At 60.9% G+C, this 25,879-nt stretch carries 21 protein-coding genes and 1 pseudogene; 11 read left to right on the forward strand and 11 right to left on the reverse strand.

Annotated features, from left to right (window positions below; all coding sequences use genetic code 11):
* Positions 1-423: 423 nt before the first annotated feature.
* Both ACNQVK_RS24910 and ACNQVK_RS24915 read right to left on the reverse strand, forming a co-directional pair.
* Positions 424-1,815, reverse strand: coding sequence for a cytochrome P450 (locus ACNQVK_RS24910; RefSeq protein ID WP_418031658.1), 1,392 nt, complete (start codon positions 1,813-1,815; stop codon positions 424-426).
* A 48-nt stretch (positions 1,816-1,863) separates the two neighbouring features.
* The gene (locus tag ACNQVK_RS24915) at positions 1,864-3,789 is read right to left on the reverse strand and encodes an acyl-CoA synthetase (protein WP_418031659.1); all 1,926 of its coding nucleotides are present in this window, start codon (positions 3,787-3,789) and stop codon (positions 1,864-1,866) included.
* On the opposite strand from ACNQVK_RS24915, the gene ACNQVK_RS24920 reads away from it, so the two are divergent.
* Entirely contained in the window at positions 3,763-4,116 is a 354-nt protein-coding gene (locus tag ACNQVK_RS24920) for a hypothetical protein (RefSeq protein WP_418034597.1), read from the forward strand. The two genes, ACNQVK_RS24915 and ACNQVK_RS24920, sit on opposite strands and share 27 nt — an antisense overlap.
* A 174-nt stretch (positions 4,117-4,290) precedes the next feature.
* On the opposite strand, the gene ACNQVK_RS24925 is transcribed toward ACNQVK_RS24920, so the two are convergent.
* The gene (locus ACNQVK_RS24925; RefSeq protein WP_418034310.1) at positions 4,291-5,493 is read right to left on the reverse strand and encodes an MCE family protein; all 1,203 of its coding nucleotides are present in this window, start codon (positions 5,491-5,493) and stop codon (positions 4,291-4,293) included.
* Between the two features lie 481 nt (positions 5,494-5,974).
* Between ACNQVK_RS24925 and ACNQVK_RS24930 the strand changes: the two genes are divergently transcribed.
* Positions 5,975-6,913, forward strand: coding sequence for an SDR family NAD(P)-dependent oxidoreductase (locus ACNQVK_RS24930; RefSeq protein WP_418031660.1), 939 nt, complete (start codon positions 5,975-5,977; stop codon positions 6,911-6,913).
* A 295-nt stretch (positions 6,914-7,208) separates the two neighbouring features.
* Here the strand turns inward: ACNQVK_RS24930 and ACNQVK_RS24935 are convergent, their stop codons facing one another.
* Together ACNQVK_RS24935 and ACNQVK_RS24940 are read right to left on the reverse strand one after the other, a co-directional pair.
* On the reverse strand, positions 7,209-8,180 hold the full coding sequence (locus ACNQVK_RS24935) for a hypothetical protein (RefSeq protein ID WP_418031661.1): 972 nt from the start codon (positions 8,178-8,180) through the stop codon (positions 7,209-7,211).
* 304 nt (positions 8,181-8,484) lie between these two features.
* Entirely contained in the window at positions 8,485-10,032 is a 1,548-nt protein-coding gene (locus tag ACNQVK_RS24940; RefSeq protein WP_418031662.1) for a serine/threonine-protein kinase, read from the reverse strand.
* A gap of 373 nt (positions 10,033-10,405) precedes the next feature.
* Between ACNQVK_RS24940 and ACNQVK_RS24945 the strand changes: the two genes are divergently transcribed.
* Positions 10,406-11,005 (forward strand): peptidoglycan recognition family protein, encoded by a 600-nt coding sequence (locus ACNQVK_RS24945; protein ID WP_418031663.1) that lies wholly within the window; start codon positions 10,406-10,408, stop codon positions 11,003-11,005.
* A gap of 68 nt (positions 11,006-11,073) precedes the next feature.
* On the opposite strand, the gene ACNQVK_RS24950 is transcribed toward ACNQVK_RS24945, so the two are convergent.
* The 3 genes from ACNQVK_RS24950 to ACNQVK_RS24960 all read right to left on the reverse strand — a co-directional run bounded on the left by ACNQVK_RS24950 (position 11,074) and on the right by ACNQVK_RS24960 (position 13,741).
* Positions 11,074-11,544 carry an LppA family lipoprotein gene (locus ACNQVK_RS24950; RefSeq protein ID WP_418031664.1) on the reverse strand — a complete coding sequence of 157 codons (471 nt, stop codon included), beginning with the start codon at positions 11,542-11,544 and terminating at the stop codon, positions 11,074-11,076.
* Positions 11,545-11,639: 95 nt separating this feature from the next.
* A complete protein-coding gene (locus tag ACNQVK_RS24955) occupies positions 11,640-13,418 on the reverse strand; it encodes an alpha/beta hydrolase (RefSeq protein WP_418031665.1) in 1,779 nt (592 codons plus the stop codon).
* A complete protein-coding gene (locus tag ACNQVK_RS24960; protein WP_418031666.1) occupies positions 13,418-13,741 on the reverse strand; it encodes a WXG100 family type VII secretion target in 324 nt (107 codons plus the stop codon). The genes ACNQVK_RS24955 and ACNQVK_RS24960 overlap by 1 nt, the downstream gene beginning before the upstream one ends.
* A gap of 1,376 nt (positions 13,742-15,117) precedes the next feature.
* Between ACNQVK_RS24960 and ACNQVK_RS24965 the strand changes: the two genes are divergently transcribed.
* The 7 genes from ACNQVK_RS24965 to ACNQVK_RS24995 all read left to right on the forward strand — a co-directional run bounded on the left by ACNQVK_RS24965 (position 15,118) and on the right by ACNQVK_RS24995 (position 22,432).
* Entirely contained in the window at positions 15,118-16,578 is a 1,461-nt protein-coding gene (locus ACNQVK_RS24965; RefSeq protein WP_418031667.1) for a hypothetical protein, read from the forward strand.
* A 411-nt stretch (positions 16,579-16,989) separates the two neighbouring features.
* A complete protein-coding gene (locus ACNQVK_RS24970; protein WP_418031668.1) occupies positions 16,990-17,961 on the forward strand; it encodes a hypothetical protein in 972 nt (323 codons plus the stop codon).
* 530 nt (positions 17,962-18,491) lie between these two features.
* A complete protein-coding gene (locus ACNQVK_RS24975; protein ID WP_418031669.1) occupies positions 18,492-18,773 on the forward strand; it encodes a helix-turn-helix domain-containing protein in 282 nt (93 codons plus the stop codon).
* A 239-nt stretch (positions 18,774-19,012) separates the two neighbouring features.
* Positions 19,013-19,462, forward strand: a complete 450-nt coding sequence (locus ACNQVK_RS24980; protein ID WP_418031670.1) for a winged helix-turn-helix domain-containing protein — start codon at positions 19,013-19,015, stop codon at positions 19,460-19,462.
* A gap of 906 nt (positions 19,463-20,368) precedes the next feature.
* On the forward strand, positions 20,369-21,061 hold the full coding sequence (locus tag ACNQVK_RS24985) for a helix-turn-helix domain-containing protein (RefSeq protein WP_418031671.1): 693 nt from the start codon (positions 20,369-20,371) through the stop codon (positions 21,059-21,061).
* Complete coding sequence (locus ACNQVK_RS24990; protein ID WP_418031672.1) at positions 21,054-21,914, forward strand: hypothetical protein; 861 nt, start codon at positions 21,054-21,056, stop codon at positions 21,912-21,914. The genes ACNQVK_RS24985 and ACNQVK_RS24990 overlap by 8 nt, the downstream gene beginning before the upstream one ends.
* Before the next feature lie 368 nt (positions 21,915-22,282).
* A complete protein-coding gene (locus ACNQVK_RS24995) occupies positions 22,283-22,432 on the forward strand; it encodes a hypothetical protein (protein WP_418031673.1) in 150 nt (49 codons plus the stop codon).
* On the opposite strand, the gene ACNQVK_RS25000 is transcribed toward ACNQVK_RS24995, so the two are convergent.
* Together ACNQVK_RS25000 and ACNQVK_RS25005 are read right to left on the reverse strand one after the other, a co-directional pair.
* Entirely contained in the window at positions 22,429-23,157 is a 729-nt protein-coding gene (locus tag ACNQVK_RS25000; protein ID WP_418031674.1) for a translation initiation factor IF-2 N-terminal domain-containing protein, read from the reverse strand. The genes ACNQVK_RS24995 and ACNQVK_RS25000 overlap by 4 nt on opposite strands.
* Positions 23,154-24,329, reverse strand: a complete 1,176-nt coding sequence (locus ACNQVK_RS25005) for a hypothetical protein (RefSeq protein WP_418031675.1) — start codon at positions 24,327-24,329, stop codon at positions 23,154-23,156. Before ACNQVK_RS25005 ends, ACNQVK_RS25000 begins: the two co-directional genes overlap by 4 nt.
* Positions 24,330-24,790: 461 nt before the next feature.
* On the opposite strand from ACNQVK_RS25005, the gene ACNQVK_RS25010 reads away from it, so the two are divergent.
* Complete coding sequence (locus ACNQVK_RS25010; protein WP_418031676.1) at positions 24,791-25,027, forward strand: hypothetical protein; 237 nt, start codon at positions 24,791-24,793, stop codon at positions 25,025-25,027.
* Positions 25,028-25,509: 482 nt separating this feature from the next.
* On the opposite strand, the pseudogene ACNQVK_RS25015 reads toward ACNQVK_RS25010, so the two are convergent.
* Positions 25,510-25,647 (reverse strand): annotated as a pseudogene (locus ACNQVK_RS25015) (YraN family protein); the annotation flags it as partial.
* Positions 25,648-25,879 lie beyond the last annotated feature (232 nt).

The raw sequence follows: 25,879 nt of genomic DNA on the forward strand, positions 1-25,879 counted from the left end.
GGAGGAGATACCGATTCGTCCGAAATTCGCATTACGTCGCGTCTGCAGGAGCGAGGCGAGACTGCTGGTCGAGCGACGAAGCAATGACCGGCAGCCAACCAACAGGCAGCCTATTGGCTTCCACCGCTCGAGAACGCCTACACGGGACGTTCAATCGTGACGAGCAGCCCCCGATGATTTTGGGCATCGTTCAATACTCCGTGATTACACCTGTTCTGCACAACGACGGTTGCGAATTCGTTCCCTTGAGTCGTCGGTATCCCACTTCGTTCCTGTGGTGATGGCGACGTCGATCGATGACGTGAACCGCGGATGTTGCTGCCTATGCGCGGGAGTCAACCGTCGGCTACAGGCAGCGGAAAGGGGCAGGCAACACTGCGACGCGCACCGAGCCGCACCCTGCAGCGACGATCAATTAGACCGTCACGACACTCCGAAATCTGGTGAACGCAACGGCGCCAAGTGCGCCACCGAATGATCGGGCGAGGTGACCGCGACGGTCGCAGATCGTTTGCGGTAGACGACAGCCAGACCGCCGTGTCCTGGTGCCACGGCAACGCCGCGCGATTGTTTACGTTCGTCCGGTGCCGATGTGGGAACGAGTGTGAATTCTCGAAACAACGTCCGAAGCACTACGTTCATCTCCATATTCGCGAACGCCGCACCAACACAACGCCGGACGCCGCCTCCGAAGGGGATCCAAGCGTGCGTGTTGGGACGTTCGTGAAGGAATCGTGTTGGGTCGAATGAGTTGGCCCAAGCGAAGTTGTTCTCCGATGTATGCGCCATGCCGATGGCCACAGCGATTGCGCTGCCTTCTGGTATGACCCACTCCCCTAGCTGAAGTCGTGTTTTGACGCTGCGGACTGCGGCTTGGATGACCGGTCGCGTGCGTTGCACTTCCCAGATGGTGGCTTGGCACATCTCGGAGTTTCCTGCATCGAGGTCATCGGCCAGCTGGTCCAGCAGCGTCGGGTGTCGACGCAAACGCTCGATCGCCCAAGCCAAGGTGGTTGCGGTCGTTTCGTGGCCTGCGGTGAGCAATGTGAGTAGTTCATCGGCCAGGTGCTCGTCGCTGATCCTCGTGCCGTCTTCGTAGCGAGCACGCAACAGCAGTGCGAGGATGTCGGCTCGGGTATCCAGCGCGGGATCGGCAAGAGCATTGCGGATGAGGCGTTGCACCGCCGCGTCGTAACGGCATCTGTAGTCGGCAAGCCGCCCACCCAAGCTCCAGGGACCGTAGTCGCGGCGGATCGCTGCGGGCAACGTCGTCATTCGGGAGCCGAAGAGTACGGCAGCAGGCAGAAGCTGCCGTAACTCGTCGAAGTCCTCGCCTTCGGCGCCGAATACTGCCCGTAGGATCGCGTTGAGGGTGATCCGCATCATGGACGGCAACGTGGCGAACTCGGTTCCGTCAGGCCAGTCGGCGCATTCGCGTAGAACTTCTTCTTCGACGATTCGTTCGTAGGCGCGGATTCGGCGACCGTGAAACGGTGGCACCAGAAGTTTGCGTCGCTGAAGATGGGCGTCGCCGTCAAGGCTGAACGTCGACCCCGGTCCCAGCACTTGGCCGAGGTTGGCCCCTTCGCCCAGAAGATCGCCACCACTAACGAACACCTCTTTGACCAGCGCTGGGTCGCTCACCACGACCAAGTTGTCGAAGCCGGGCAGTCTCACGGTCACCGATGTTCCGTAGCGGCGCTGGACGGCGGCGATCGCACGATCGCGCGCTGCCAGGAACACTGCCAGCTGAACGAGTTTGGGGAGACGCGGACCTGGTGGAAGTCGTACCGCACTGGTCGTCGCTGTGGCCATCTTTACTCCTTCGTGTTCAGAAGTTGCGCTGGGTGTACCAGATGTTTTCTAGTCGGGCAGATGGATCGTCAGAGGAAGGAGGTTGAGACTTTTGCGGGCGGCCACTAGGTCGTCGGTGTTCACTCCTTTCACGCGGACCACGAGTTGGCCGTCATCGCTGTAATCGGATTCGATATCGAGATGGCCACTGTCGCAGCCCGCCTCAGCCAAATTCTCGGCAACTGCGCAGCGGGCGGCGTCTGCGCGCAGAGCAGGCTTAAAAGGCTTTCCTATCTGCGTAAGAGGTATGGCATCGACGATGTACACCGCTTTGACCACCGCAGCGGGTTCGGTGATGGCCTGCTGCGCCCACCGCAGTAGTTCGGCCTCGCTGACCGGTTCGTTGGCCACCACATAGGCGACCGGCACCTCGCCGGCGTATGTGTCGGGTCGGCCAACAGCTGCGACATCGGCGACAGCGGGGTGCTCACGCAGTGCGTCCTCGATCACCGTTGGATCGATGTTGTGGCCCCCCCGGATGATCACGTCTTTGGCTCGGCCGATAAGGAACACATAGCCGTCTGGATCGACGTAGCCGAGGTCACCGGTCAGCAACCCACCTTCGTGCAGTGCATCGCCACCGGTCAACTCTCCACCGTCGCTGACATAACCGGGAAACACGTTGGGGCCATATATCTTCAGTTGCCCACTCCTGCCGGCAGGCAGTTCAATCCAATTCCCTTGACCGTCACGCTCTACTGCGACGATGTGCTGGTAGGGAAGGCGCAAGCCGACTGAGCCGCGCCGGGCGATCTCGAACTGTGAAGCGGCACTGACACATGTGCCTTCTGTAAGGCCGTAGCCCTCGCTGAGTTCGATTCCCGTGCGGGCCCGAAAGCTGGCGCGCACCGCTTCGGGCAACGGCGCGGCGCCGACGGCCGCGATCAACATTGAGCTGATGTCGGCGTTCAGTGGGATCTCGGCGAGCACCGCGTATACCGTTGGTACCGCTGACATCGCGGCCACCTGGTATCGCTCAACGATCTTCCAGAAGTGTTGATACACGGTGAGATCACGAAAGCCTGCGGGTCCAATCCAAACCACAGGGTAGCCGCGCAGCAACGGCGACAGGCCTGTCACCAAAACGGCGTTGACGTGGAACAGTGGCAGGCCGGCGAGCACCGTTGACGATTCGGGCAGTGTCGACAGTAGTGCCAGCGACCACGCCATTGCTACTTCGTTGTGGTGTGTATGTGCCGCCAGCTTCGGTGTCCCAGTAGTACCGCCAGTGTGAAAGTAGCTGGCGATGTCGTCGGCGGCAGGTTCCGAGCACTCGAGAGCATCCTCGGGCTGCCCCGCTAGCGCAGTGTCGAGGTAATCGACGGTCGTTCCGGTTAACGGCTGCAGGTCAGGGCCGCTGCCGAGAGCACCCTCGGGCCGGACCGCGTACAGGGCCTTGATACCAACAGAGGAGGCCACGTGTCGCGCCTTGGCCCAGGTGTCCGGATCAAGCTCGGGCCCCGCCGCCACGATCACACGGGAGTCCGCTAGACGTGCTAGTGCCACCAGACGCTCGGCAGCGAGGGACGGGTTGACCGGGGCAGCGATCCCCGCCGCTTGGGCACCGAATGTCGCCGCGAGCACCAGACCGGTATTGGCCGACATCAGAGTGACCGCCGAAGTGCGGGACACGCCTTGCGCGTGAAACAAATTCGCACATCCACGCACAGCTTGCGCCAACCGGGCGTACGTCCACGAGTCCGCCTTGTCCCATTGTGTACCCGAACCCAAGAGGTGCATGGCGATTCGCTCCGGCCACCGCGCCTCCGCAGCAGCCACAACAGCGTAGGTGGACTCCGGTAACGCACGCGCAGCGAGAGGAACTTCCTCAATGCGAGCTAGATCGTGATGGCTACCGCAAATCGGCCACTCATACTGCACGGTCACATCGAATCTCCACTCTCGGTCATGGCCGGACGTTTCCGACCGTTCCACCCTTCCATATTGATTGATAATCAGTCAATAGCTGTTTCATCGCGTGCAGTGCTGCGGGAAGCCCGCAAAGACGTTGGGGCTGAGCGGTTCCGAGAATCGATTCTGTGCCGTACCGATACCGCCGACCCAGACGAGTCGATGAGCGCGAAGCAACTCCGACTGCAGGCGAAGCTATCGTCGGGCGACGAGGGCACGATCGATCGACGTCCGGCCTATTGGGCCACCCGACAATCGCTGCGCGGTGATTCACGCCTGATTGTCGGAGATCGCCGCGACCCTCAGCGCCAGTCGCATTGGGGGATATCACTTTTGACCACTTCGCCATGACTTAGGTGCCGAACGCATGGCGCTGGCTATTGAAGGGACCAACTCTGCAGAGTTTCGACGCCATTGACAGCCGCAAGCAGTCAGCTCCATCCCCCTGCGCGCCCACTGTGCACATTTCAGCCGTGCGCAGAGAATCGCGGATCTGTGACCGCATCTACCGGACTTGTTGTGGTGTCACGGGTTGATGGTGTTCTCGCCGACCTGGCGCCCCCAGACGTATTCGGCCAGAAACGGGTGCCCGAACTCAAGATGGTTGTAGGGCGCGATAGACGCGCCCGTATCCATGACCAAGTACGGCATGGGCCACATGTCGCGATTGATCTCCTGCCAGCAACCGGGTCGCCCTTCGGGGCCACCTTTGGCATTAACCCTCGGCAGGTTGTCGGGATACACGTAGGGGTTGGCGAGCCCCGTGACCTCGGTGAGGGTTTCTGTCGAGTATCCGTTGCCCCCCACCATCTCAGCGACCGCGGGGGCCGCATCGTGATACTTGCGGATTGCGCAATACAAGGCCGGGCTGTGTACATCCAGCAGCTGGGACGTGGCGATGAGATCACTACTTCCTTGGACCAGAAAAGGGCCCCCCTCCTCCAGGATTGGACTGCCCGTATCTCCGAACCCGAGGGCTGCGATCAATGCTTGGTCGACTGCACTTTGATGCTCGTTCAAAGTCCGGGTCGTGATCACTGCAGCGTCGAGTCCCGAGAGCGCGTGCGGCGCTGCACCGGCGTACACATCACTCGCATCGGCCCAGCCCCTCATTGCCCGGCGAATCTGAGGCATCCTCGAGTTCACGTCGGCGAGTATGTCGACTCCGTCGAGGAACGACTGGCCAAATTCGTCGCCGGTGCCGTCGAGTGCTTGAGCGGCGGCACTGAGCGTCTGGTTCAGCTTGATCGGGTCCACCTGCTCATGGATCGCCGTCAATGTCTCGAACAGCGAATTGAATTCTGTGGTCACCGCCGTAGCGTCGACCACGTCATGACTAGTCAGCCGGCTTGCAACCGGAGCCGTCGGCAATGTGAAAGCAACCGTCTTGTCTCCGAATACAGTTGAGGCGTTGATGTTGACTGCTACATTGCGGGGAAGGTACCCGAGATACTTCGGATCAACCTCCAACGTCAATCTGGCTTTGGCACTGCCTTCACCGTCTACTTCTTCAATCATGTCGACCCGACCGATTTGCACGCCGTTGAGGGTCACCTTCGCTCCCGGATTCACCGACAGACCCGAGCGGGCCGTCATGACCGTTAAAGGCACCCGAGCGAGCAAGTCACCACGAAACTGAGCCCAGATGAACGCCAGCGCCGTGGTGGCACACACGAGCATCACAGCACCGGCCACTTTGTACGGCGGCTCAATCTCCCACCGTTCGATCCTGCCGAGGCCGTTCGCAATGACGATTTGCCCGCGACCACCCGCGCGGCGCCAGGGTCTACTACCCAAGCATGTTCGCTGTCGGGTTCCGCCCGCGTTGGAGCGACTCGAAACGTGAGTGCCATCGGCCGAGGCCGGGTTCATTCTCGGCATCATCGCCTCCTTGACTGATTATCAATCAATGAACCTAGAGGTGGGCGCCTCCGGCGTCAATACCCGCGCGACGGTGCCGAGGCGCCGGATGCGGACGTCGAAATCGGCGCCCGCTAATGCGAATTGCGACAACGGTCCGGCGTGCGGTGGCGGGACGCGAAGGTCGACTCAACGCACAGCTCCACAACCAGCAACGGCAGAGTCCCGGCTGACTTGACATCCCGCTCCGCAGTCGAGGTCGCCGGCGGTATGCCTTGACGCCCTTTGAGGCGCCCGATATGCTCACCGATTGATTGATAATCAGTCAATATATCCGGAGGTTTTGAGCATGCCGTTGCACGAGAAGGTCGTCGTCGTTACTGGCGCCTCCCAAGGACTCGGGCAGCACCTTGCCCTGCAACTCGCCGCTGAAGGCGCCAGTGTCATGCTGACAGCGCGCAACGACGAACGTCTCGCCGCTATAAAGGCGAGCATCGTGGCGGCAGGAGGTTCAGCAAAGACCTTCCCAACTGACCTCACCAATGAAGACAACTGCCGCGATCTGATCACCGAAACTCTCGACAAGTTTGGCCGAATCGACAGCTTGGTCTTGAACGCCGGGTTTGCCACCTACGGGTCGCTCAGCGAACTGCGCACATTGGAACCACTGCGAAACGCATTGGAAATCAACCTCTTCGGCGCGGTCGCACCAACTTTCTACGCTCTGCCAGAATTGATCGAGCGCAAAGGTCTGATCGCCTACGTCACCTCAGGCGCGGGGCACTTGCCCATGGCCGGCTATCTGGGTTACACCACAAGCAAGCACGCCATGAACGGCTTCTTCGAGGCCTTGAGGCTAGAGCTTGCAGCACACGCCGTCGACGTTCTCACCATCAATCCCGGCGACATGTACAGCGACGACGGAGCCGGGCGGACAGTGTTCGGCCCCGATGGGCAGGAATACAAGGTCGATCTATCGGTGCACCGCCACAACGACATTGCTCGACGACCGGCCAGTGAAGTCGCAATGCGATGCGTCGAGGCCATCGTTGAACGAAGACGCGAGATTGATCTCTCGCCGCCGTTACAGAAAATCGGGTCGAGAGTGAGAATGTTCGCACCACGAACTGTGGACGCACGCATTCTGCAGAAGGCAACCACAATGCGCAGCGCCTTCGACGCCATCGCCGACCAACAACACCGGCTGCAGCACCCAGAGTTTCACGCGGGCTGCCCATGGTGCCAAAGCGGCAGGCCGACGTATAAACCGGTGGGGCATGAAAGATAGTCCGCTGACGTCAACAGCAGTGATGTAGGTTCTCATTTCGCGCGGCACTCAGGAACTCCCCGGACCGGCGGTAACACGAGTTATCTCAAGTCGTGCCATCCAGGTTTCGTCTCATGTTCGTGTCATCTTCTCGGGAGGACCCGATGACAGCACCAGTCAGCCCGATCGATTTTCCGCGAGGCGCCACGGGCTCAACCGTGCTGGCGCGTCACGTGATGGGGCTGGATCAGTCGCGCAAGTCGCAACGTTTCGCTCAGAGGCGTTCTTCCACAAAGAAATCCGGTCGTAGTCGTCCCTACTCACCCTCCGAGGAGTCATCGCCCGCACCCGTGGCGTCCAGTTCTGGCCCGGCGTCTTCGTCGACGGGTGGATCGCCGACGGGGTCGGCGGTTTCCCACCACTGTTCGACGATCTCGCGGATCCGATCAGCGGGCTCCCCATTGACCGGCACCAACGTAGTCGGTTTACGTCCAACGCCATTGAGCGAACATCCGAGCTGATAGACGCGGTTCTCGCCGACGATATAGCGATCATGCAGTAGTCGGGGATCAGCGAATCTGATACTGATTTCCACTGTGGGCAGCGTCTGGTAAACCTGCCACGCTACTTTTTCGCTCGGTTTCTTCGGTTGCCTCAGGATCACACGTGTCGCGCCGGTGAAGCTCGCTACGTCCAGGAACTGCTCGGGCTTGAGGTAGGGGTCAACAATCAGGCAGGGCCCGACGTCGGCAATGGTCCCGACCAGGCTGCCCCACGCCAGCGGGTCATCACCGTCGAGCACCGTTACTTCTGCGTCGGTGGCTTGATCTGTGTCCTGACGCAGGAGAGCTCGGCCCAATCCTGTCAGGACCAAGCCCGCTCCAGTCGCTGACGCTTCAATCCAGTGCAGTCGCTTCAATTGCTCAATCGCCGCCTCGTCGGGTGCCCGCTCCTCAACTACCCGTTCGCTTTCCCAGATTCCCGACAGAGCCGCGAGATGAGGCATTACCGGTTTGAAAGACTGCGTCATCTGACGGTTGAAGACATCCATCGACTTCGCGAGATCCCGGTTGATCTTGTCGAAGTAGGCGCCCGCCGCCAAGGCTGAACCAAGGTCGGGCATCCTGACCCCCGGCGTCTTCACAACGCGTCGCGTCACCTTCCCCGGGAGGGGGTCCGGCCGCTCCACCCACTCGATTACTTCCTCGGGCGTCGGTGAATAGCCCCCATGATTCGCGGCCTGGATGAACGTCAGGATCCGCCGCTGAGTTTCGTTGAGAATCGACATCGGCTCTCCCTCGCTTGTCCTGATACGAGCGTATCGCCGCGGGGTGACGGGAACCCGCGTCGGACGGAAGCCGTCAGGCTGCCGGTCAGCCGGACCCGATGAATCGACGGTCGGACATCGAAGAGTCCAGGTGCGTTCGCCCCGACACCTGGGTCGCTGGGCTCGTATGTGGGTCGCGACCGCGGTATCGCCCGTGACCATCGAAGCACTCCGAGGCTCTGCCCCTCTTCAAGTCTGGGACACGCTACGGCCAGCGCTGCTGGAAGCAATCCGCGGCGCCCAATCGTCCTGAACCAATTGCGATTCAGCAGCGGAAAGGAATTCCGGGGTCGGTGACGTAATCCAGCACTTTTCCATAAGCGTCACCACCGTAGGCTCGCATCTTGGCGCACATCTGGCCTTGAGTAGTTCCGCCTGGCACGAACACCGCGTATATCGGGTTTCCTTCTTCTGTCTCGGCACGCAATGACGGACAGGTTTGGTCGGTGCGCAGGTAGAAAGCGCCCGGGTGGGCGTCCAAAAGTTTCTGCACTCCGGCCTCATACAGTCCTGGAGTTGTAACCGAGCCCAAAACGACGATGTATTGGCCGTTGCAGGCCGGACGGCTTATCGGTTGGCGCAGCCCCAGATCGCCCGAGGGCGTGGTTGACCGAGGAGGGGCGGCCTGTGGCGGCGGCGGCGCCGCGTTCGACTGAGTCGGGGGATCTCGCGGCGCTGTCGAGGTGGTAGTCGGCGGCCGGACCGGAGTGCCGATGGATTCCGGCCACGGTGAGGCCGTCGGTTGAGGTTGTGCGGCGGGCGGAGATGGCTGGCCCAGTCGGGCACCGAGGAAGGCGACCAGGCCGACGGCCAGCAATCCGGCAGCGACGGCTGCCACAATCAGCGGCCATCGCCGCGATGAACGCTCCTGACGCACAACTGGTTCGGGAGCCGCAGAAGCCGCGAACGCATACATAGTAGGAGCGGCCGATGCCGGGACACCGAGCTGGGTGGCATCGCCAGAGCCAGCGACACGGGCCCCTCGCTGGGTGAGCGCAGCGGCGAAAGCCCGGCAGGTATCGAACCGTTGGTGTGGTTCTTTCGCCATCGCTTTGCCGAGCACGTCGTCGATATCACCGAGGTCGGCACGAATGGAGGCCAACCGCGGAGGTGGTGAGGACAGATGATTGCCGATCACCACTGCAGGGTTCGAGTTGGAGAACGGCGGGGTGCCGGTCAGAAGGTGAAACGCTGTCGCAGCCAAGGCGTATTGGTCTGCGTGGCCGTCCAGCGGCTGACCGGTGAGTTGTTCGGGGGCAGCGTAGGCGACCGAGCCCACCGTCACATTCGTGGCGGTCAATCCGCCACTATCGAAGGTGTCACGGGCAATGCCGAAGTCGGCCAACAGGATTCGTCGATCTTCTTGGCGCTTGTCGGTGAGCAGAATGTTGGCGGGTTTGACGTCGCGATGCAGCAGGTACCGTTCGTGGGCGTAGTCGAGCGCCTCGGCGATCGCTGACACGATTTCGAACACCTGGATGGGTGGCATGCCGTGCGGGTAGCGGTTCCGCAGAAGCTGGGCGGCGTCTTCACCGTCGACGTAGTCCATCGTGATCCACAGTTGGCCGTCGTCCTCACCGCGGTCGTGGACGGCCACGATGTGCGGATGCCATAACGTCGCGGCGATATCGGCCTCGCGAGCGAACCGAGCACGAAACTGCGGGTCCGCGCTGACTGCCGAAGGCAGAATTTTCAGCGCCTCCTGACGGGGCAGCCGTGGGTGTTGCACGAGATAGACTTCGCCCATTCCCCCGGTTCCCAGCAATCGCAGAATGCGGTAGCCGGCGAACACCTGCCCTTCGGCAATCGACATGGGCGCATATTACCCAACCGCACCGAGTTGATCAGGCCTTTTACGGCCCATCATCGTGCGTGATTCCCTCAGTGCCGGATGCCGGCCGCTTTTGCCAACCGCCCCCTGGCGTGCTGAGTTGCTGCGTATCGTGACGACGATGGAGATGCAGCCCAGTCGGGGATACGGGCCGCGACTTGACGCTCTGAGTCGGCGGCGGATGCTCCAGCTCAGTGGCAGCCTCGGGTTGGCCGCAACACTCGGTGCTTGCGCCGGCAACACCGAATCGACTTCGACGCCCGCAGCATCGCCGACACACACGACGCCGGCCCTACCTCCGGAACCGATCGCGGTCAGTCCGCTACCACTGGAACCTGGCCCACCCACCGCCACTATGGCCAGCAGAAAGCCGATGGTGGAGATCTGCCGTCAAGCCTGGGGCGCGGCACCGGCCAAGACCGGTGGCCGTCCGCACACCATTACGCGAATGACGCTGCACCACACCGCCGTTGTCCTCGGCGACAATCGCAATGCCCCCAGCCGACTACGTCAGCACCAACGCTTCCACCAGAACGACCGCGGATGGATCGACATCGCCTACCACGTCGGCGTTGACCGCAACGGCAACATCTACGAATTGCGCAGCCCGGAACTCGCTGGCGATACCGCAACCAACTACGACCCAGCTGGGCATTTCCTGGTTCTCTGCGAGGGTGACTTCGACCAGGAATCCGTCTCTGAAGCTCAACTTAACGGTGCTGCAACAGCATTCGCGTGGGCTGCGCAACAGTTCCACCTGGCCAGCGGCACCCTCGGCGGGCATCGAGACTTCGCCGACACCGCCTGCCCCGGCGCCAACCTCTACGCTCATCTCGTATCCGGGGATCTGCATACACGTATCGACGCTCTGCTTACCGCAGGACCTGTCGACCTGCAACGCCTCTGCGGAGAAGACGCAGCAGTAAAAGTGGCAGCTATCGAGGCCGGTCAGTGACAGAGCGTGCAATGAGTTCCCCGACCCACTTGGTGAGCAGCATGCGCACTCCGACGATAGTGGGGCCGCTACTTGTATTTGCTTGGCAGTCTGCACCCGGTGTTGCCGGTGATCAGTGCTGCGGCTTGGGATCCAAAGCGCAGCGTTGTCCCGGTGTCGCTGGTGAATTGTAGGTCGTGATTGTTGGGATGGTCTTTGAATACGGTGAGCTCGGTTGCGCCCAACGAAGAGGCGGCTTGTTGCGCCAGGTCGACGGCCTGCTTCCAGTTCCGTTCGGGAATTGGGTTGTCGGATACGTAGTTTCGTAGCAGTATCAGTTGGCCGTCGGATTGCTCGTAGGGTGGATTGCAGCCGCCTTTGCTGTCTGTGCGTCGCCATTCCCATGTCACAGACGGAGCGATGGCGGTGATCTGCTGGCCCAGCTTTACGATCGCAGACTCCACTTGCGTTTGTGTGTCTTCAAGCGATGGCAGAGTTTTCAGCGCGTCTGCTGCGTGGCTGGCTTGGCTGGCATCGGTGGGCTTGTATGGATTGCTCACGTGACATCCTGTCCCTAGTAGCGCGATCGAGGCGAGGCAGGTTATCGCGCTGATTTGGTGGCGGACGGTGCGGTTCAAGGTCATAGGCGCTGTGCTCACTTGTCCGGGATCGGTGTTGTGCCTGCCACGACGGCGGCGATGTTGTAGCCGCTGATGCGGGGCTGGCCGTTATCGCCCAGTTGAGGGTACTGGCTGTGCGCGTGCGGACCGCTAACGCCTTCTAGCGTGCGGCCGTCGGGTATGGGCAACGTGGTGGGGGCGGTCGCGAGCTGGGTGAAGTTGGGATTGGTGGCGGGGTTCGGGCCGAAGTCGCCGAATTCGTTGTTCAGGTAAGAACCGATAATCGGGATTCCTTGAATCACGGCTCTGGTGTCGTACACACCCTGAATGGGATCGTCAGGGGCCTCCATCGCGTAGACGTGGCCGGGTTGCATTTGCAGATCTTGCGGTGTGGACGCTTCGATACCGGGTGAACCGTAGAACAGGACGTTGTCGACACCGTGGTTGCCGGGTTCCTGCAGGGCCAGACCAGTGGTGAGCGAACCGTAGGAGTGCCCGATCGCGGTGAGGTCCAACGGGCCCTGGTGTGCTGCGTTGATGCCGTCGTAGAACCCGGCCAGGTCGTGCGCGCCGGCACGAGCCAGGTCGTCATGCATGACGTCCCACACACCGTCCGCCGACGTGCCAAATTGATCCCAGCCGGGAACCTGCGGGATGTCATAACCGATCCACGCAATGGCAGCGACGGTCTCGTCGCCACGCTCGGCCAAATCGAGTTGGTCAAGCGCTTCCTTCCGGACGTTCATCGCCTCGTTGGCCATGCCCTCAATGGAACCGTGCACGGTGGTGTTCAGGCCAGGAGCCGTCACCGAGACGTGATCGGCGGTGTCAGGGTCTCCCACAGCGATTGCGGCGTGGACCTGCTCGCCGGATTTGGTGTCCAGCAGCATCAGTTTGCGTTCGGGATTGTCGCGTACAGCCCTGTCGATGGCCTGCAGGTCCGGCAGGTACTTGGCGCCGTTCTGGGCGTCGCTCAGTTCCCGCTGCCACGCCTCATACTTGGGCCGGTCAGCGAAGATGGCGCCGGGCTCATTAGGGGGCGGGATGTTCTTGCCGTCAGCCCAGTCCGGGTGCTGCGCCTTGAGTGCATCGACGCGGTCCTGGGCAGCCTGTGCCTGGGGCAGTTCGCGGTCCAACGTCTGGCGGTTGTAGTAATCCTGGTCGACGCCAGGCATACCGTTGTGGTTGGCGATGGTGGGATCGCGCTGATAGAGCGCGTCACGTTCTTCGGGAGTCAGACCTTCCCAGAAATCACGGAACTGGTTTGGATCATCGGGAACCGGCTTCGCAAGGGCGCCACGCACATCAGGCGGATCGGTGCCAGCCGAATGCCCACCCGCATCCGTGATGGCCTTCGCCAAGCCGTCGTCGGCTTCATCTGCTGCGACGAGCAGATCCTTGATCCGCACTTCAAGGTCCGCCTGTTGCAGCGCATACAGCGGATCGCCGACCTTCGACTGGTCGGTAGCGGTTACTTCCCCGGAGACGGGGTCGATGCTGAATCCTTCGTTGCGAGCGTCCTCGTAGATGCGGTGCAGTGCTGATTTGACGCCTTCGATCTCGTCAGCGCTGGACCTCGTCGCCGACGAGACCCTGGCCATTTCCTCGCCATGGGAGGCGAGGTAGGCGCTCAGTGTGTCCAATGAGGCACGGGCCGCGTCTCCCCCACCGCCCTGCCAACTTTCGATGAGCGGGAGTTTCGTCAGACCGGAACGGACGTCGTTGGCGCTGGCACCACGCTTGCCGAGCGCAGCAGCGACCTCCCGAAGTGTCGAGGCGTCCCAACGCTCGATGTCAGCAAGGGTAAGGCCCATCAGGGTTGTTTTTCGATGGCTTCTGAGCTCTTTTGGATGGTTTGTGAACTTTCGGTATCCACAGTCGTGTAACCATGAGCTGCCGCGCGGAAAGCTGTGCCGTGGGCAGCGACGTCGGCCTGCATCTCCTGCGATGCGGCCTGCCACTCGGCAAACTTCGCACGTAACGCCACGGCCGATGCCCCCACCCACCCCGACTGTGCGGCCTCGATATCAGCATCTGCGGCCGCGTGAGCAGCGGACAAGTCAGCATGGTGCATGTCCATGTGATCCGATGACATGTGCAGGTCGACCGGATCGACTCCTAGATGGTCTCCCATCATCTACCCCCTCCCGCATAACGATTGCGCACTCAACAGCAATCGGCTGAATGCGCCTTTTCACGATACAACCCCTTCAACAGCAACGAACGCACCAACTTTCTTGCCGCCGACCCAGAACTCCAACCATGTCTGACTTTGACGGCCGATTCAGGAGTCGTTTGATCACGAATTCGGGCGTCGGTGTCGCAGCGAAATCGCTGACTGCGATTCGAGAGGCGCTGGGGCTGTATCCCCGTCGGGGTTGGGGTATTGGTGGGTGCGACCGAGGGGTACGAGTGGTGGTCGGTCTCACGGTGGATGACACCGACTCGATTCGGGTGACGACTACATGACATGGGCGCGGAGAAAATGACACGCAGCGTGAGAACAGACAGGTGACATCGCGGGCAGCCAGTGGGCGTTGCCCACATACGCCACCGTGCTGGAAGTATCTCTGGTGGCAGTCAGGCTCGCCGGCGCTGTTCGCAATAGCCAACTTCGCAGCGTTTCGTGCCTGATTGTGCCAGAAAACCCGTGACACTGAGAAACCCTGCAGAACAAGCTTATTCGAGGAGCCGATCGGTTCGGCGGACCGCCGGTCGCCGTGAACACCACGGTGCCGACAGTGTGGCGGCCCGCTGCAGAACCCGTCACAGCGACGAACCATATCTGCGCCCGCGCCGACCGCACTGCCGCGTGGCGAGCCCCATCAGCGCATCCATGAGGACGCCAAGATACTTGCATCTCATGCGTCGCGCGCTACAGCGCGTACCGACTCCTCACCAAACGAGTTCGAACGTCGACGCGACGACCGCCGTACAGCAGCGCAGATCTCAACCCTCGGGACGCCCAAATCGCAAACTCCAAACAACACTCACCACGCTCCAAGACGAAACATGCAACGACAAACGAACGCAGACGCGAGAACTTTCGAACATAGGCGTCATTGCCGATAGACGCCCGGCACGGATCCGCCCGATCCATGAGACGGCCCGATTAGCGTCAGCACCCTGGCAATCCAGAGGCGACAATGGATCCCGTGATGGAGCAGACCCAGCCCGCCATTGAATCGCAGCCCCGGCACTCGATGGCCTTCGTCGCCCACTCGCACGCCGGCTGCTACCCCGACGCTATGACACTGCCACTGACGCACGCTGTTCGGGCCGATCCCGGGGGCGTTCAGATGCGCGACGCGCTCATCGCCGTACGGCTCGCCGGCCGGCACGCGGGCTGTTGGGACGATTCGCATGTGTTCACCGCTGTCGAATCAAATATCGATGGCGGAAGCACCGAATCGTTGCATGGTGATCTCCGAAGCAGCCCCGGCAGGACACCGCGGGCGGTGAGCCCAAAGATCAGACGGCCCGCCAGGAGTCGAAAGGACAGTGCCTGCATTGATGACCAACACGTCAAGTGATGCTGGACAGCCGATACGCAGAGTGGGTCTACAACGCACCCTGTCGGTCCTCGGCTCCGCAGCGATCGCCTGTTACGCCGTGCCACCGGCACTGTATGCATGGTTGGCCCAACGACCAGTCAAGTGGGACACATTCTGGGAACAGGCCGCGCAGCCCTACGCCACACTCGCGGCCGGCATCGGCGCCATCACCGCCGGTGTGCTCGCCTACTACAACGGCCACTACACCCGAGAAGCGGAGAAAGCCCGCCACGACACCGAACAGAACCGCCACCGTGACGAACGAATTCATGAGATCCGCCGGGATCTTCACGCCCGGTTCACTACCGCCACCGCCCAGCTAGACAGCAAAACCTTGATGACCCGGCAAGCGGGTGTCCATGCGATCGTCGCCCTCGCAGACGACTGGCACGCGCTGGATCCTGAAAGCCGCCACATCCAAACATGTCTCGACGTGCTGTGCTCCTACCTTCGAAAGCCATGGGCACCCGACAATGACATCGGCACCGATGGGGGCGCCGCTTACGACGCGACCGACAAACAGACGACACACCTCGCCGAGGAACGTGCGGTACGCGAAACCATCTACGCCACACTGCGCCAACACCTCCATCCAGATGCATCGCCCAGCTGGTCGGACGCCACCCTCAACCTTTCGGGTGCCCACCTTTACGATGCCGACCTGTCCTGGGCCCTCATCCACGCCGCAGATTTTTCTGGCACCGTGTTTAAAGGAAAGGCGTTGTTCGACGACGCTCAATTCAGAGGAAAAAAGCCTGGCGCCATCAAGTTCAACCGAGCTACGTTTATTGCGGACGGCAACTCGGCTACTATCAGCTTCCAAGGAACAACATTTCATGGGAAGGTAGGCGCTGCAGTCAGCTTCAACGAGACGCTATTCTGCGCAGACCGTGGTGGAATCATCGACTTCAACGAAACAGCTTTTTTCGCAGACTATGAGCGAGGAATATCGTTTCACGGAACGGAATTCACGGCATCAAATCAAGGTCGCGTGACCTTCGACCGGGCGCTCTTCAGCTCCGATCGGAGCCGCGACCGCCACCTCCACACCAAGCGCCCGGAAAGCATTCTGTTCCAGACCACTACGTTCGCCGCTGAAAGTGGCGGCACCATAACCTTTTTCGGCACGCACTTCGAAGCTCGTACCGGGCATATCTCATTCCCAGACACCAAATTTGTCGCCGCTTCCCGCGACAGCCGTATTGCTTTTGATGGAGTGGACTTTGAGGCGATGCCAGACGGCCGCATCGATTTCGAGACGGCCACCTTCGCCGGCGACGGCACAGTGTCGTTCAACGACCCTGAGCGTTGGAACGTCCACTTCGCTTGGGACGGTGACCCGTTGGCAATGCCCGCCGTCGTAATCCCCCAGGATTGGCCACCCCACATTGCCTCCGATCAAGGTCGGCAGAGGCCATGATGCACAAGTTGCGTACCACGAAGTCCTTGCGGACTTTAGTTGACTTGGGCACCCACGGGTCGTGTAGCCGCATCGATACATCGGCCCGGGCCTCCCAGCACACCGCGACTGAGGTGAGTCCGATTCTTCCGCCAGAGGTGAAGATCGATCTGCATCCTCATCACTCGACGGCTTCCATCAGCAGCTCGAAGTCTGTCCGTCCGATCCCCAACAACGTCGACGGCCCAGAGGTGACGAGTCAAACCCTCGCAGATTCCGGTCGATGCTCCATTCGGCCAGGGGTGGGGCTCGCCCAGAACTCGCCCGCTCCTACTTGCCAGTCGATGGAGCTGGCCAAGGTCTCAGAGGTATTGAGACGCCCCCGGATTACGCTATATCTATCCAAGACCCTTCAGGTGAAGGTACGAGGACATGACCGAAATTAACGAGCCCACTTCCGACACCCCCGCCACCGTGACCGGCATTGACGATGGCACAGTTCGTGAGTACTGCTTGTCCATCGCACGACTAATTGACGATACCGCACACTATGCGCCCCACGAACCGGGCGGTGAAATTAAGGAAATTGATGAGGCGTTTTCCTCGGCCATTTTTTCCGCGCCGCTCTCATACACGCATCAATTGATCGGATATTATCTTAATGGCGTGCGAGACGGGCTGTTTGCGCTTTCGCAGATGTTCAGCCAGCATGCACACTCGCATATTCCTGCCGCGGTGCTAACTCGCCAGATTGTCGAGTACAGCGCGAGTGCCTACTATCTGTGCGATCCGCACGACTCGCGGGAGATGCGGATAGCCAAGATGCTGAGCATGTACAAAAAGGGCCTTTTGCAGAAACACCTGCCGGCACCGGGCGTCCATGAGCTGTACGTCGCCGTGAACCGAGTCCTCAACGATTGGCACAGTGGCGCATCGCTACCCACACCATCCCCTCCGTTCGGCAGTATCACCAAGGCGGTGGCTAGCTTGCTCACCGATTTCACCCACGAGGCCGTAGCTGAAGGTTCATACCGCAGACTGTCTGGTCTCGCACACGCGTCACCACGCGATCTGACGTCGTTGTATGAGCTCATGTGGCGCGACTCAAAACAGATGCAGGCAGTGCATTACGCCGCAACTGTCGGCGATATCGCGGTGGCGTTGCGAAGTTCGTTCGCGGCTATGACACGGGCATACTCAGTGCGCTCCGTTCCTTCCGAACTCGACCAGCGCCTCTTACAAATCAAGCTGCAGCACTTTGGACTGATGATCGACGAACTCACCGCTCGTCTCGGGAAATTCTGGAAGGTCGATGCTCCGCGGCTCACCACCGATGCGTACGCCTCACGAGGAATGCAACCGCCAGACCTTTCAGACCTTGCTGCACAGCCCTCCATGCCCTGAGACCTGGAGAACGGGTCGCCCGGCGTGGCCGTCGCTGCGTGAGCAATCATCGACCCTTCCACCGAGGTGGCCCGAAAGACGCCGCCGGTGTACAGCGAACGCGCTTGCCTCTTCCTTTGGACACCGTCTCACGGACAGACATCGCCTCGCCGTGAGTCAACAGATGCTCGGCTATCGGGCGGGTGCCGGGGTCGGTCCACTGACCCCACCGGTCATCGAACATTCCGATTTCGGTTACCCAACAGTGCAACCAACCAAGCAGCAGCAGCAGCAGCAGCACAAACAATGCCCTCGACCGGATCGAAAGATGGCGAGAGTTTTCATCGACGGCGACGGCGCGCCACAACTATGGAAGATCCACGTGCACCCATGTCCGAGCCGAGCGAGCCGAGACAGAGCCACACTCGTTCCCGGGCGGCACGTCTCGCGCGACCACTCCGCGCGACTCGCTCGCATAACATGTGGCAACTCACTCCGAATGCCCTACTAGTAGGGCAGACTTGTTGGCATATTTACCAGCTACTTGTCGGGTGCCCACCCGACCCAGCCAGACCGATCCGGAACGTGCAGCCGTGTGGGCGAACCGACGTGAGACGGTGGGGTCACGCATCCGGCAGTTGCGCCTGGAGCGTGGCCTCACCCAGGAGGCCTTGGCGATTCGGTCCGGAGTCACACGCAACGTGCTGATCAACGTCGAACTCGGGCGGCGAAGCTTGCTCTTCGAACGCCTCTACGATCTTGCCGACGCGCTGGAGGTGCCCGTGACCGAATTGCTAGTCGACACATCACCGACGCGGCATTCGGAGGCCTGACGACGGTTTATCCGTGGGTCCCCTGCCGTGGCGATTACCCGGGGACGAAGCCAGAATTGCCGCTTTCCCAAGATCCAGAGGCCAGGAGGTCCGCTCAGCCTTCTGACGCGGACAGATCTTGGAGGGGAGCCATGGACTCAGGTAGCAGCACGCGAGCAAAATGGAGCTGGTGCCCGAGTGCGTAGGGCTGCCTACACTGGGTTCTGGAAGCGCAATGAATCAATGAGGGGCGCAAACAAATGGCCACCGCTCACACGCGGGCGCAACTACGGTTGGCGGCGTTGGTTCGTGTCCAAGAACGGGAACTTCTGCGCGCCATCTATCAAGCCGCCACCGCCGGAGGGCTTTCCGACCGGCAAATCAACGAGATTACTGGCGTTTCCTTGCGGCCGTCGGCACAACGTAGCCTGCGTCGAATCCTGGAATTAGGTCCGTCGCAGTTTGAGCAGGCACCCGCCGAGATCATCGACCGCCGCACGGCCGGCCTGATCGACAGCGACGAGATGATGAACCAACTCATGCACAAGTCATACTCATTCGGCGGCGTCATCCGCCTTAACGATGCGCCCACCGACGCGTACGAACGTGGCGACTGGGACGACGTCGAGATGGCGTTCCACCAAGGGCTGCTCGACGACGAAGAGTTCCGCCAACTCGCTGAGCGTCATCTCCCCGCATCTAGGAGCTGACCGCACCCGGCGTCGAGCGCCACTCGTCGTCAACGACCATTCGTGCAGCCTGGCGTCGCTTTCCAGAACAGCGCTGCAAATGAAATTCAACCAACCTGCAGGTTTATTGCGATCCATTTGTTTCTGCTATTCAAAATTGCCATTCTAGGCCACCGACGCATCGACGCATCTGCACCCGCGCAACAGACAGTACAAGCCGAGGCGAGAGTCCCCGGAGGGCAATCGAGGGCGACTTGTATGCAGATTCCTGCAACCTGCGCGGCCGGCTTGCCACCTCGTCTGTCCCGGCACTTCAGTACTAGCCACTCCGGAGACCCCCGCACACCAAGCGTAGCACTACTAGTAGTACTTACCCGAGCGGTTCTCCGCTGACGCCGCAAAAACTCCCACCGTCCATGCGTGCGGTGGCCGAACCCGGCCTAGAGGCGCGAAGCGCTACGAAATACGGCTCCATCTCCTTTCGTATCCACGATTGGATGGTCCGGTGGCCAGACCGACGTGCCAGGATCGACAACGCCTCCCGTTCGGCAGGCAGGAGACGAAGGGTCAATTGCTCTGTGCGTTGCCGAGTTTCGGAGCCACTCCTATGCTTTCGCACCTGGCCCTCCTTCAGTGTCGGGCGAAGCGAGCCGATCGCGAGTGTACTACTAGTAGGTCTACTGTCAGTGTGTTTACACTCCACGAGCAAGCATGTCGCCGGACCTCGGCGGAGAGCGGTCGTACAGTGACCTAGACCTGAAAGAAACGGCGGGCCCGGCAACCGCGACTGACCGTATCGTGTCTATTCGTTCTTTGTGTTGACGTGATGAGGTGGGAATTGCGATCCGACCAAGAGCAACAAACGTGCCAGCGCGGGCGGGCGTCTGGCCTGCCCTGCGCCGCGGCAGTGCCTGATGGCGGTGTTCGATGATCGTTGCTGATGGGCGGACCGACGCGGAGAAATTGCAGCAGCTGCTCGTTGCGCCTGAAGAAACACACCTGGATTTCAAGTCCAGTGTTGATTTCTCGAACACCAAGGACCGGATCGAGTTCGTGAAAGATGCGGTGTCCATGGCTAACCGTCCGCCAGGCGGATACATCCTCATCGGCGTAACCGATGACGGCAAGCCAGCCATCCCCGCAGGAACATTGGTGAACCCGCGCCAGTTCGACGGTGCAAATCTTAATCAGCAGGTCAGAAAATTCATCGAAGCCGAGATTCACATAGTGTCCCAGCTACACACCATTGATGAGCATGACTTCGTCCTCGTGTGGGTCCCGCACCATCGCGATGGGCTGCCGGTGCCGATGAGCGCAACAGGCCAGTACAAAGACCATAAGAACAGGGACAAAGTGGTATTCCGCGAGGGCGATGTACTCGTACGCGAGGGTCCAGCGAATGTTCTTTTACGGCATGTGCATTGGAAGGACATCCTCAAGGAACATGATGCACAGGTCCGCGCCGAAGCGGAGAAAGTCGCTCAAGGGATGCTGCGGACGTTCTTGGAGGAAAGGGCCAACGCGCGGTCGCCGAAGGCTCCAGCTCCGCTGTTGATGGATATGGACAACAACACCTTCGCCGCCGCTGTAATCGAGCATCTGGAGTCTGGCAATGGCTGACAAGGACGTCGCACTGCGGCAGTTCCTCCGGTCGCTGCAGCATCACCTCCGCGCACACAACACGCTCGCTGAAACTGAGCAAGCACTCGACAAATGGACGATCGTGACGTGCCAGGCGCTCAACTTCGAACGCCACGACATCGTCGAATCCGCTCTGGTACTGCTGCACGAGGTGTACGAGGGCTATCTGGCCGATCACGACCCGGGACAAGAGCTCGCGAAAAAGCGTCTGGCCATTGTGATTCGACTGTACATCCTGGGAAGCCTCGCGGTGCGATTGGACGATTGGTCAACCATGCGTTCTATTGTGTTGAAGCCAGCGAAGATTCACCAAGCCGATACTGCTTACATCCATTCTTCGTGGATTCGACACGGTCACGTCGAAGCTGCCCGTGCCGGCTTAACCAGGACCGACGATGGCGACGGAGGGTATCTGATCGCCGCGAGCCGGGAACTACAGACAACCGAGCCCACTATGCATCCGGACATCCCCGAGAGCATGCTGGCGCGCTCTGGAGCGCCCGAAGATGTTTTGCTAAATAGCCTGTGTCAGTTCGATATTCTGTACTGTCTGCTGGTGGTGGTCGACGGCCCCACTTCGGTGAAGAGTATGTACCCGTCCAGCGCCGCGTTCGACGAGGCGAGGGCAGATCCAGCCCTGGTGAGAATATCTGGAGACAAAGCGGTGCGATCAGCAGTATTCCCCAACGCCGACGACCCGACGATCGCCGCCGCGATTCACGATGTGGTGCGCCGGACAATGCAGGAATCCTTTTCTTTCGGCGGAAGGTGGTGGGGGCCTCCGCCCAGCGTGCAAGCGTTTCTGGCTGCCAACGGCCAGCCGGAAGTGTAGGAACCCGCACCATCACTCTCGGCTCGCACCACGCGGACGCAGAATTCGAATAGAGTGCTGAACGGTGATCCGTAGGTTCCTGTCAGGTGTGCTCGACTGTCGCCGACGATGGTCAACGTTTCGGTTTCGGATCGCGCACGACAGCACAACTCTGTAGACATGCGCTCGGTGATGTCACGATCCGAAATCCATCTGGGCGAGCGAGTTCCCAAAGTAGTAATGCAGAGCCCAGACTTATCGTCACACCGATCGTCGGCATCCGCTTCCGTACGGGCAAAGGCCGGTGAACCACTTCCAGCGATGGTCAGCAAGGTGTGCAGGACTGCGAGTTTGTGGGTGAAGGGACGTTTGATGTGGAGGTCGAGACAATGACGGACCTGTGGCCGCAGCCGACCAGTGAGCCGATCAGCGGTGAAGCCGTACTTCATCGCCAACTGCGGCTGGCGTGCTGCGCACCGATGGTTGATCGCAACGACTTTGATACCGCCACACCAGCCGTGATCGATCTGTGCGATTAGCCGGCCTGCTGGTTGCGTCGCCAGCGATAGATTTCTGCCACTGCTTCGGTCTTGCTAATGCGTTTGTCCCGGTATCGGCTAAAGATGTTGTCACACAGTGGATCTAGCCGACCATAGCGGAGCCGCAGCGCTGCTTCTTGCGCTGTGATGCCAGAAAGTGCGAGGTTGGTCGCTAGGTAGGGACGTTGCCCGTCACCAGTGAGACGGATCCATTCGATGATGGTCTCGCTGCTGCCGTCAAGACCGAGGAGTTGTTGGCGAGCCCATTCTTTGTGGAGCGCTTTAGCTTTCCCCATCTCCCAGGGGTAGTAAGCCCTACCGTCTGTGGGAGCACCGAGATCTTCTCGTCGGTTGGGCACGATGATTTCGTCCAGCAGTGCTCGCAATACGGCTGGTAGCCATTTGCCCCCCGCGGCGGGTAGCAAGCCCGCCGGCGACGAGGTAGATCGGACTCGTGCGAGGTCGGCTGCGAACGATGACCCCGTCTCTTTGGCTTCAGTGATGGCCGCTGAACGACCGAACTGCAATGAGTCAAGGGCCGTGTCGGCCTCTGTTGCGTTACACATGTGGGATTGCGCCGCGAAGTCGCGGAGTATTGATCGGACGATGGGTGCCTCCACTTTGTTCATCGGCGAGTTGACGTACTCGCCGCGATCGTTGAGTACCTGCATCAACTGCTTGGGGCTCCAGCCGAGCTGCCGAGCCAATTCGTAAACGCGCATCATGTGCGTGTCTTCCGCGGCGACTTCGAGCGACTTGGGTTGGTGCCGGAGCGACGTTTGTCAGCGCGTTGTCGCGCCTTCGCGAGAATCTCGACGGCCGCCTCGAGGATGTCGGGTTCAGCCATAGCGGTGTGCAGATCAGACTGGCGAAGAAACCCGACGTCGTTGCAGACCAGGCCGCCCACGATGTAGAGGATGCGGGCATCCTCGGTCAGGTCGGCGTCGAGGAGGCCCTCCCCTTCGATCAGCCGCATGATGTGGCGGCGGCGTTCGCGGCTCAGGTTGGGACGAAACTCAGGTCCATCGTCGTCGACTTCGTCAGATTTGCTGGGTTTGGACAGTCGTGGCCCAGGTGCGGCGCCGCGTCGTCCCGGTTTTGTCGGGGCCAGGTAGCCGCGACGCCGTGCGATAGAGATCCAGTCGCGAATTGTGGCTTCGGGCCGGTTGAAGATGTCGGCCATGCGGTTAATCGCACCACGACCGCGCCCTGCCTCCTGGATGTATGCCTCGGCGACATCGACGAGCAGCTCGTCGCTGAGCTCGGGTCTGCCGCGGCGGCGCAGCATGCTGTTAGAGGAGTTCTCCAGGGCGCGGCGTTGTTGGTCTGTGAGGTCGTCGGGTCGAAGGTCCGGCCCTGGCAAGGTGCGGATTCCTTCGGTGCGCCAGGAGGCGTCTGCGAGCCACCGCTGGGTACGGGCAACGATGTCACCCAGCGGAATCCGACGCAGGATGTCGCTGGTGATGAGCGTCGGCGGATCGTGGCCGTCCGGTAGATCGTCGCTCTCCGGCATTGCGTAGTTGTCCGATCCGTCGAAGTAGCCCCAAGTGCGGCGGAACAGTTCGAGTTCAGCCACTTCTAAGCCATGTCCGCGGTTAACGAGAACGCCATAGACGGTGACCGGGAGCCGCTCGGAGTGATAGACGACGTCGCACACGTATCCAGGTCCGCGCGGATGCTCTTTCACGTAAACCTCGAGACGGTCGCTTGGCCAATCGTCGTCGTTGTCGAGCCGATCTGCGGTGACGTCGTCATCATCCCGCGGACCGAAGCCCATATCGAAGAACGACCCTTTGGTTAGGTCAAGGAGTTGGCCGACACGGCTGCGGGTGTACGACAGGTCCCGAACGTCCAAGTCGGGGTGATTGAGGAAGTCCACCTCTTTGCTATCGGTCACCCTGCAAGAGTAATCCCGCCGGTGCGCTGAGCAGCGGTAAAAACCGTCCGACTTAGCTAGCGGGATAAGCCAGCGTTATCGAGGTTGCCCAAAGCTGTGACCGGCGCAGGGAATAGCCGCGACCGCGGGCGTGGACACATTCTCAAAGCAGAATGGATAGCGGACCCGGTGAACTAACATCCATTGCCCGAGCGCATTGGGAAGTAACACAAATTGCGGTTAGCGAAGGACGCCGCTGCCGCCCCGCCAACACAACTTGGTCATTGTGATCCTTCGACTCTCCGCGGCCGTCAACGCAGAGGTGGGGATGCCCAATGGCAGCTGTGGTGAGTGGTCACGCGAACAGGTCACAACGATTTTCGAGCAAATCGATCAGATCGCCGACACCGTACTCGACACGATGCAGACCCAACTGCGCCAACACCGCTCGCACAAACCGGTCCTTACCGACAGGAGTCGGAATGCCCACCAAAGCGATACTGCGCCACGTCCGCGTTGAGACGCCCCGAACCAACCACGAACGGCTGCGCGCAGCCCATCGCCGGGGAAGCAAGGCACACCTACTGCTGGCTCGGGACACACATCTGGTTATCGTCGAAAACGACAATGCCACCAGGTATTGCCTGTCGGCCACCGCTGGCATCCTCAACCTCGCATACGAAGATCTCAACGGCGTGCGCCGGCAACTGGGCGTCTAGTATTCCCCGCCGCCTGCCAGGGAAACCGCAGCTGTCGATGAGCCAACCCGGGCTGGGCTAGCAACCAACACTTCGCTGCGAGGGCGTTCCGCGTGGGCCCATGTTCGTGGACAGAGGACATCTACCACTTATTGCCGCGCCAACGCGTTGATGAAATACGGTGCGCCCCAAGGACATACCGGCAGACCGTATGGTCGCGGCGCGATCACCCGAGCTCCACAAGAATATGGCAACAGTCGGAGGTCGGTTGTCGCGGATCTTAGTCCACCTCATCGCCCGCTGTACGCTCCGGCTGTGCTGGACAGCACACCGCAAGGAGGGCTGCACGTCTGCTTTTACGCTGCCGCACATTGGATTCTGGGTCGGAAGGGACGAGCAATGCCCTAAACCGCGTGTCGGCCATTCGTACCGACCGCAACCCCAATAGGCTGTCCGCACCTACAACGGGACGAATGTTGTATCCGATGCAATTCCTCCTATTTGTCCACGGCGATTACGTCGAGCTCGCCGTAACGACACCGCCAGTTGCGCGTCAGCGTGCGCAACCCCTGTGCCGCCAGATGCTCGACCGCCAGCTGTTCACCCAGTGCGCCGATCTCGGCCCGTGTCAGAGAACTCATGCCCACACCGTGCGGACGCGGTCCGACAGAACCGGCTCAGTCAGGCCGAGTTATCCCCAGCGTGGATTTCATCCACAGGTCCCACCGGTCCGACGTCGGTCGGCGTGAACGAGAACTCGGGCGCCTTCGGTTAGCCCGACTATTCGAGAGTGTCCGCCGCTCGGCGATTCCCGCTGTCTCCGGCTTCGCGCCCGTCCACCCCGGTAGTGTCCTTAGGTGATGCTCAGCTAAT

Source organism: Mycobacterium sp. 134 (genome assembly GCF_048282715.1).
Taxonomy (GTDB): Bacteria; Actinomycetota; Actinomycetes; order Mycobacteriales; family Mycobacteriaceae; genus Mycobacterium; species Mycobacterium septicum.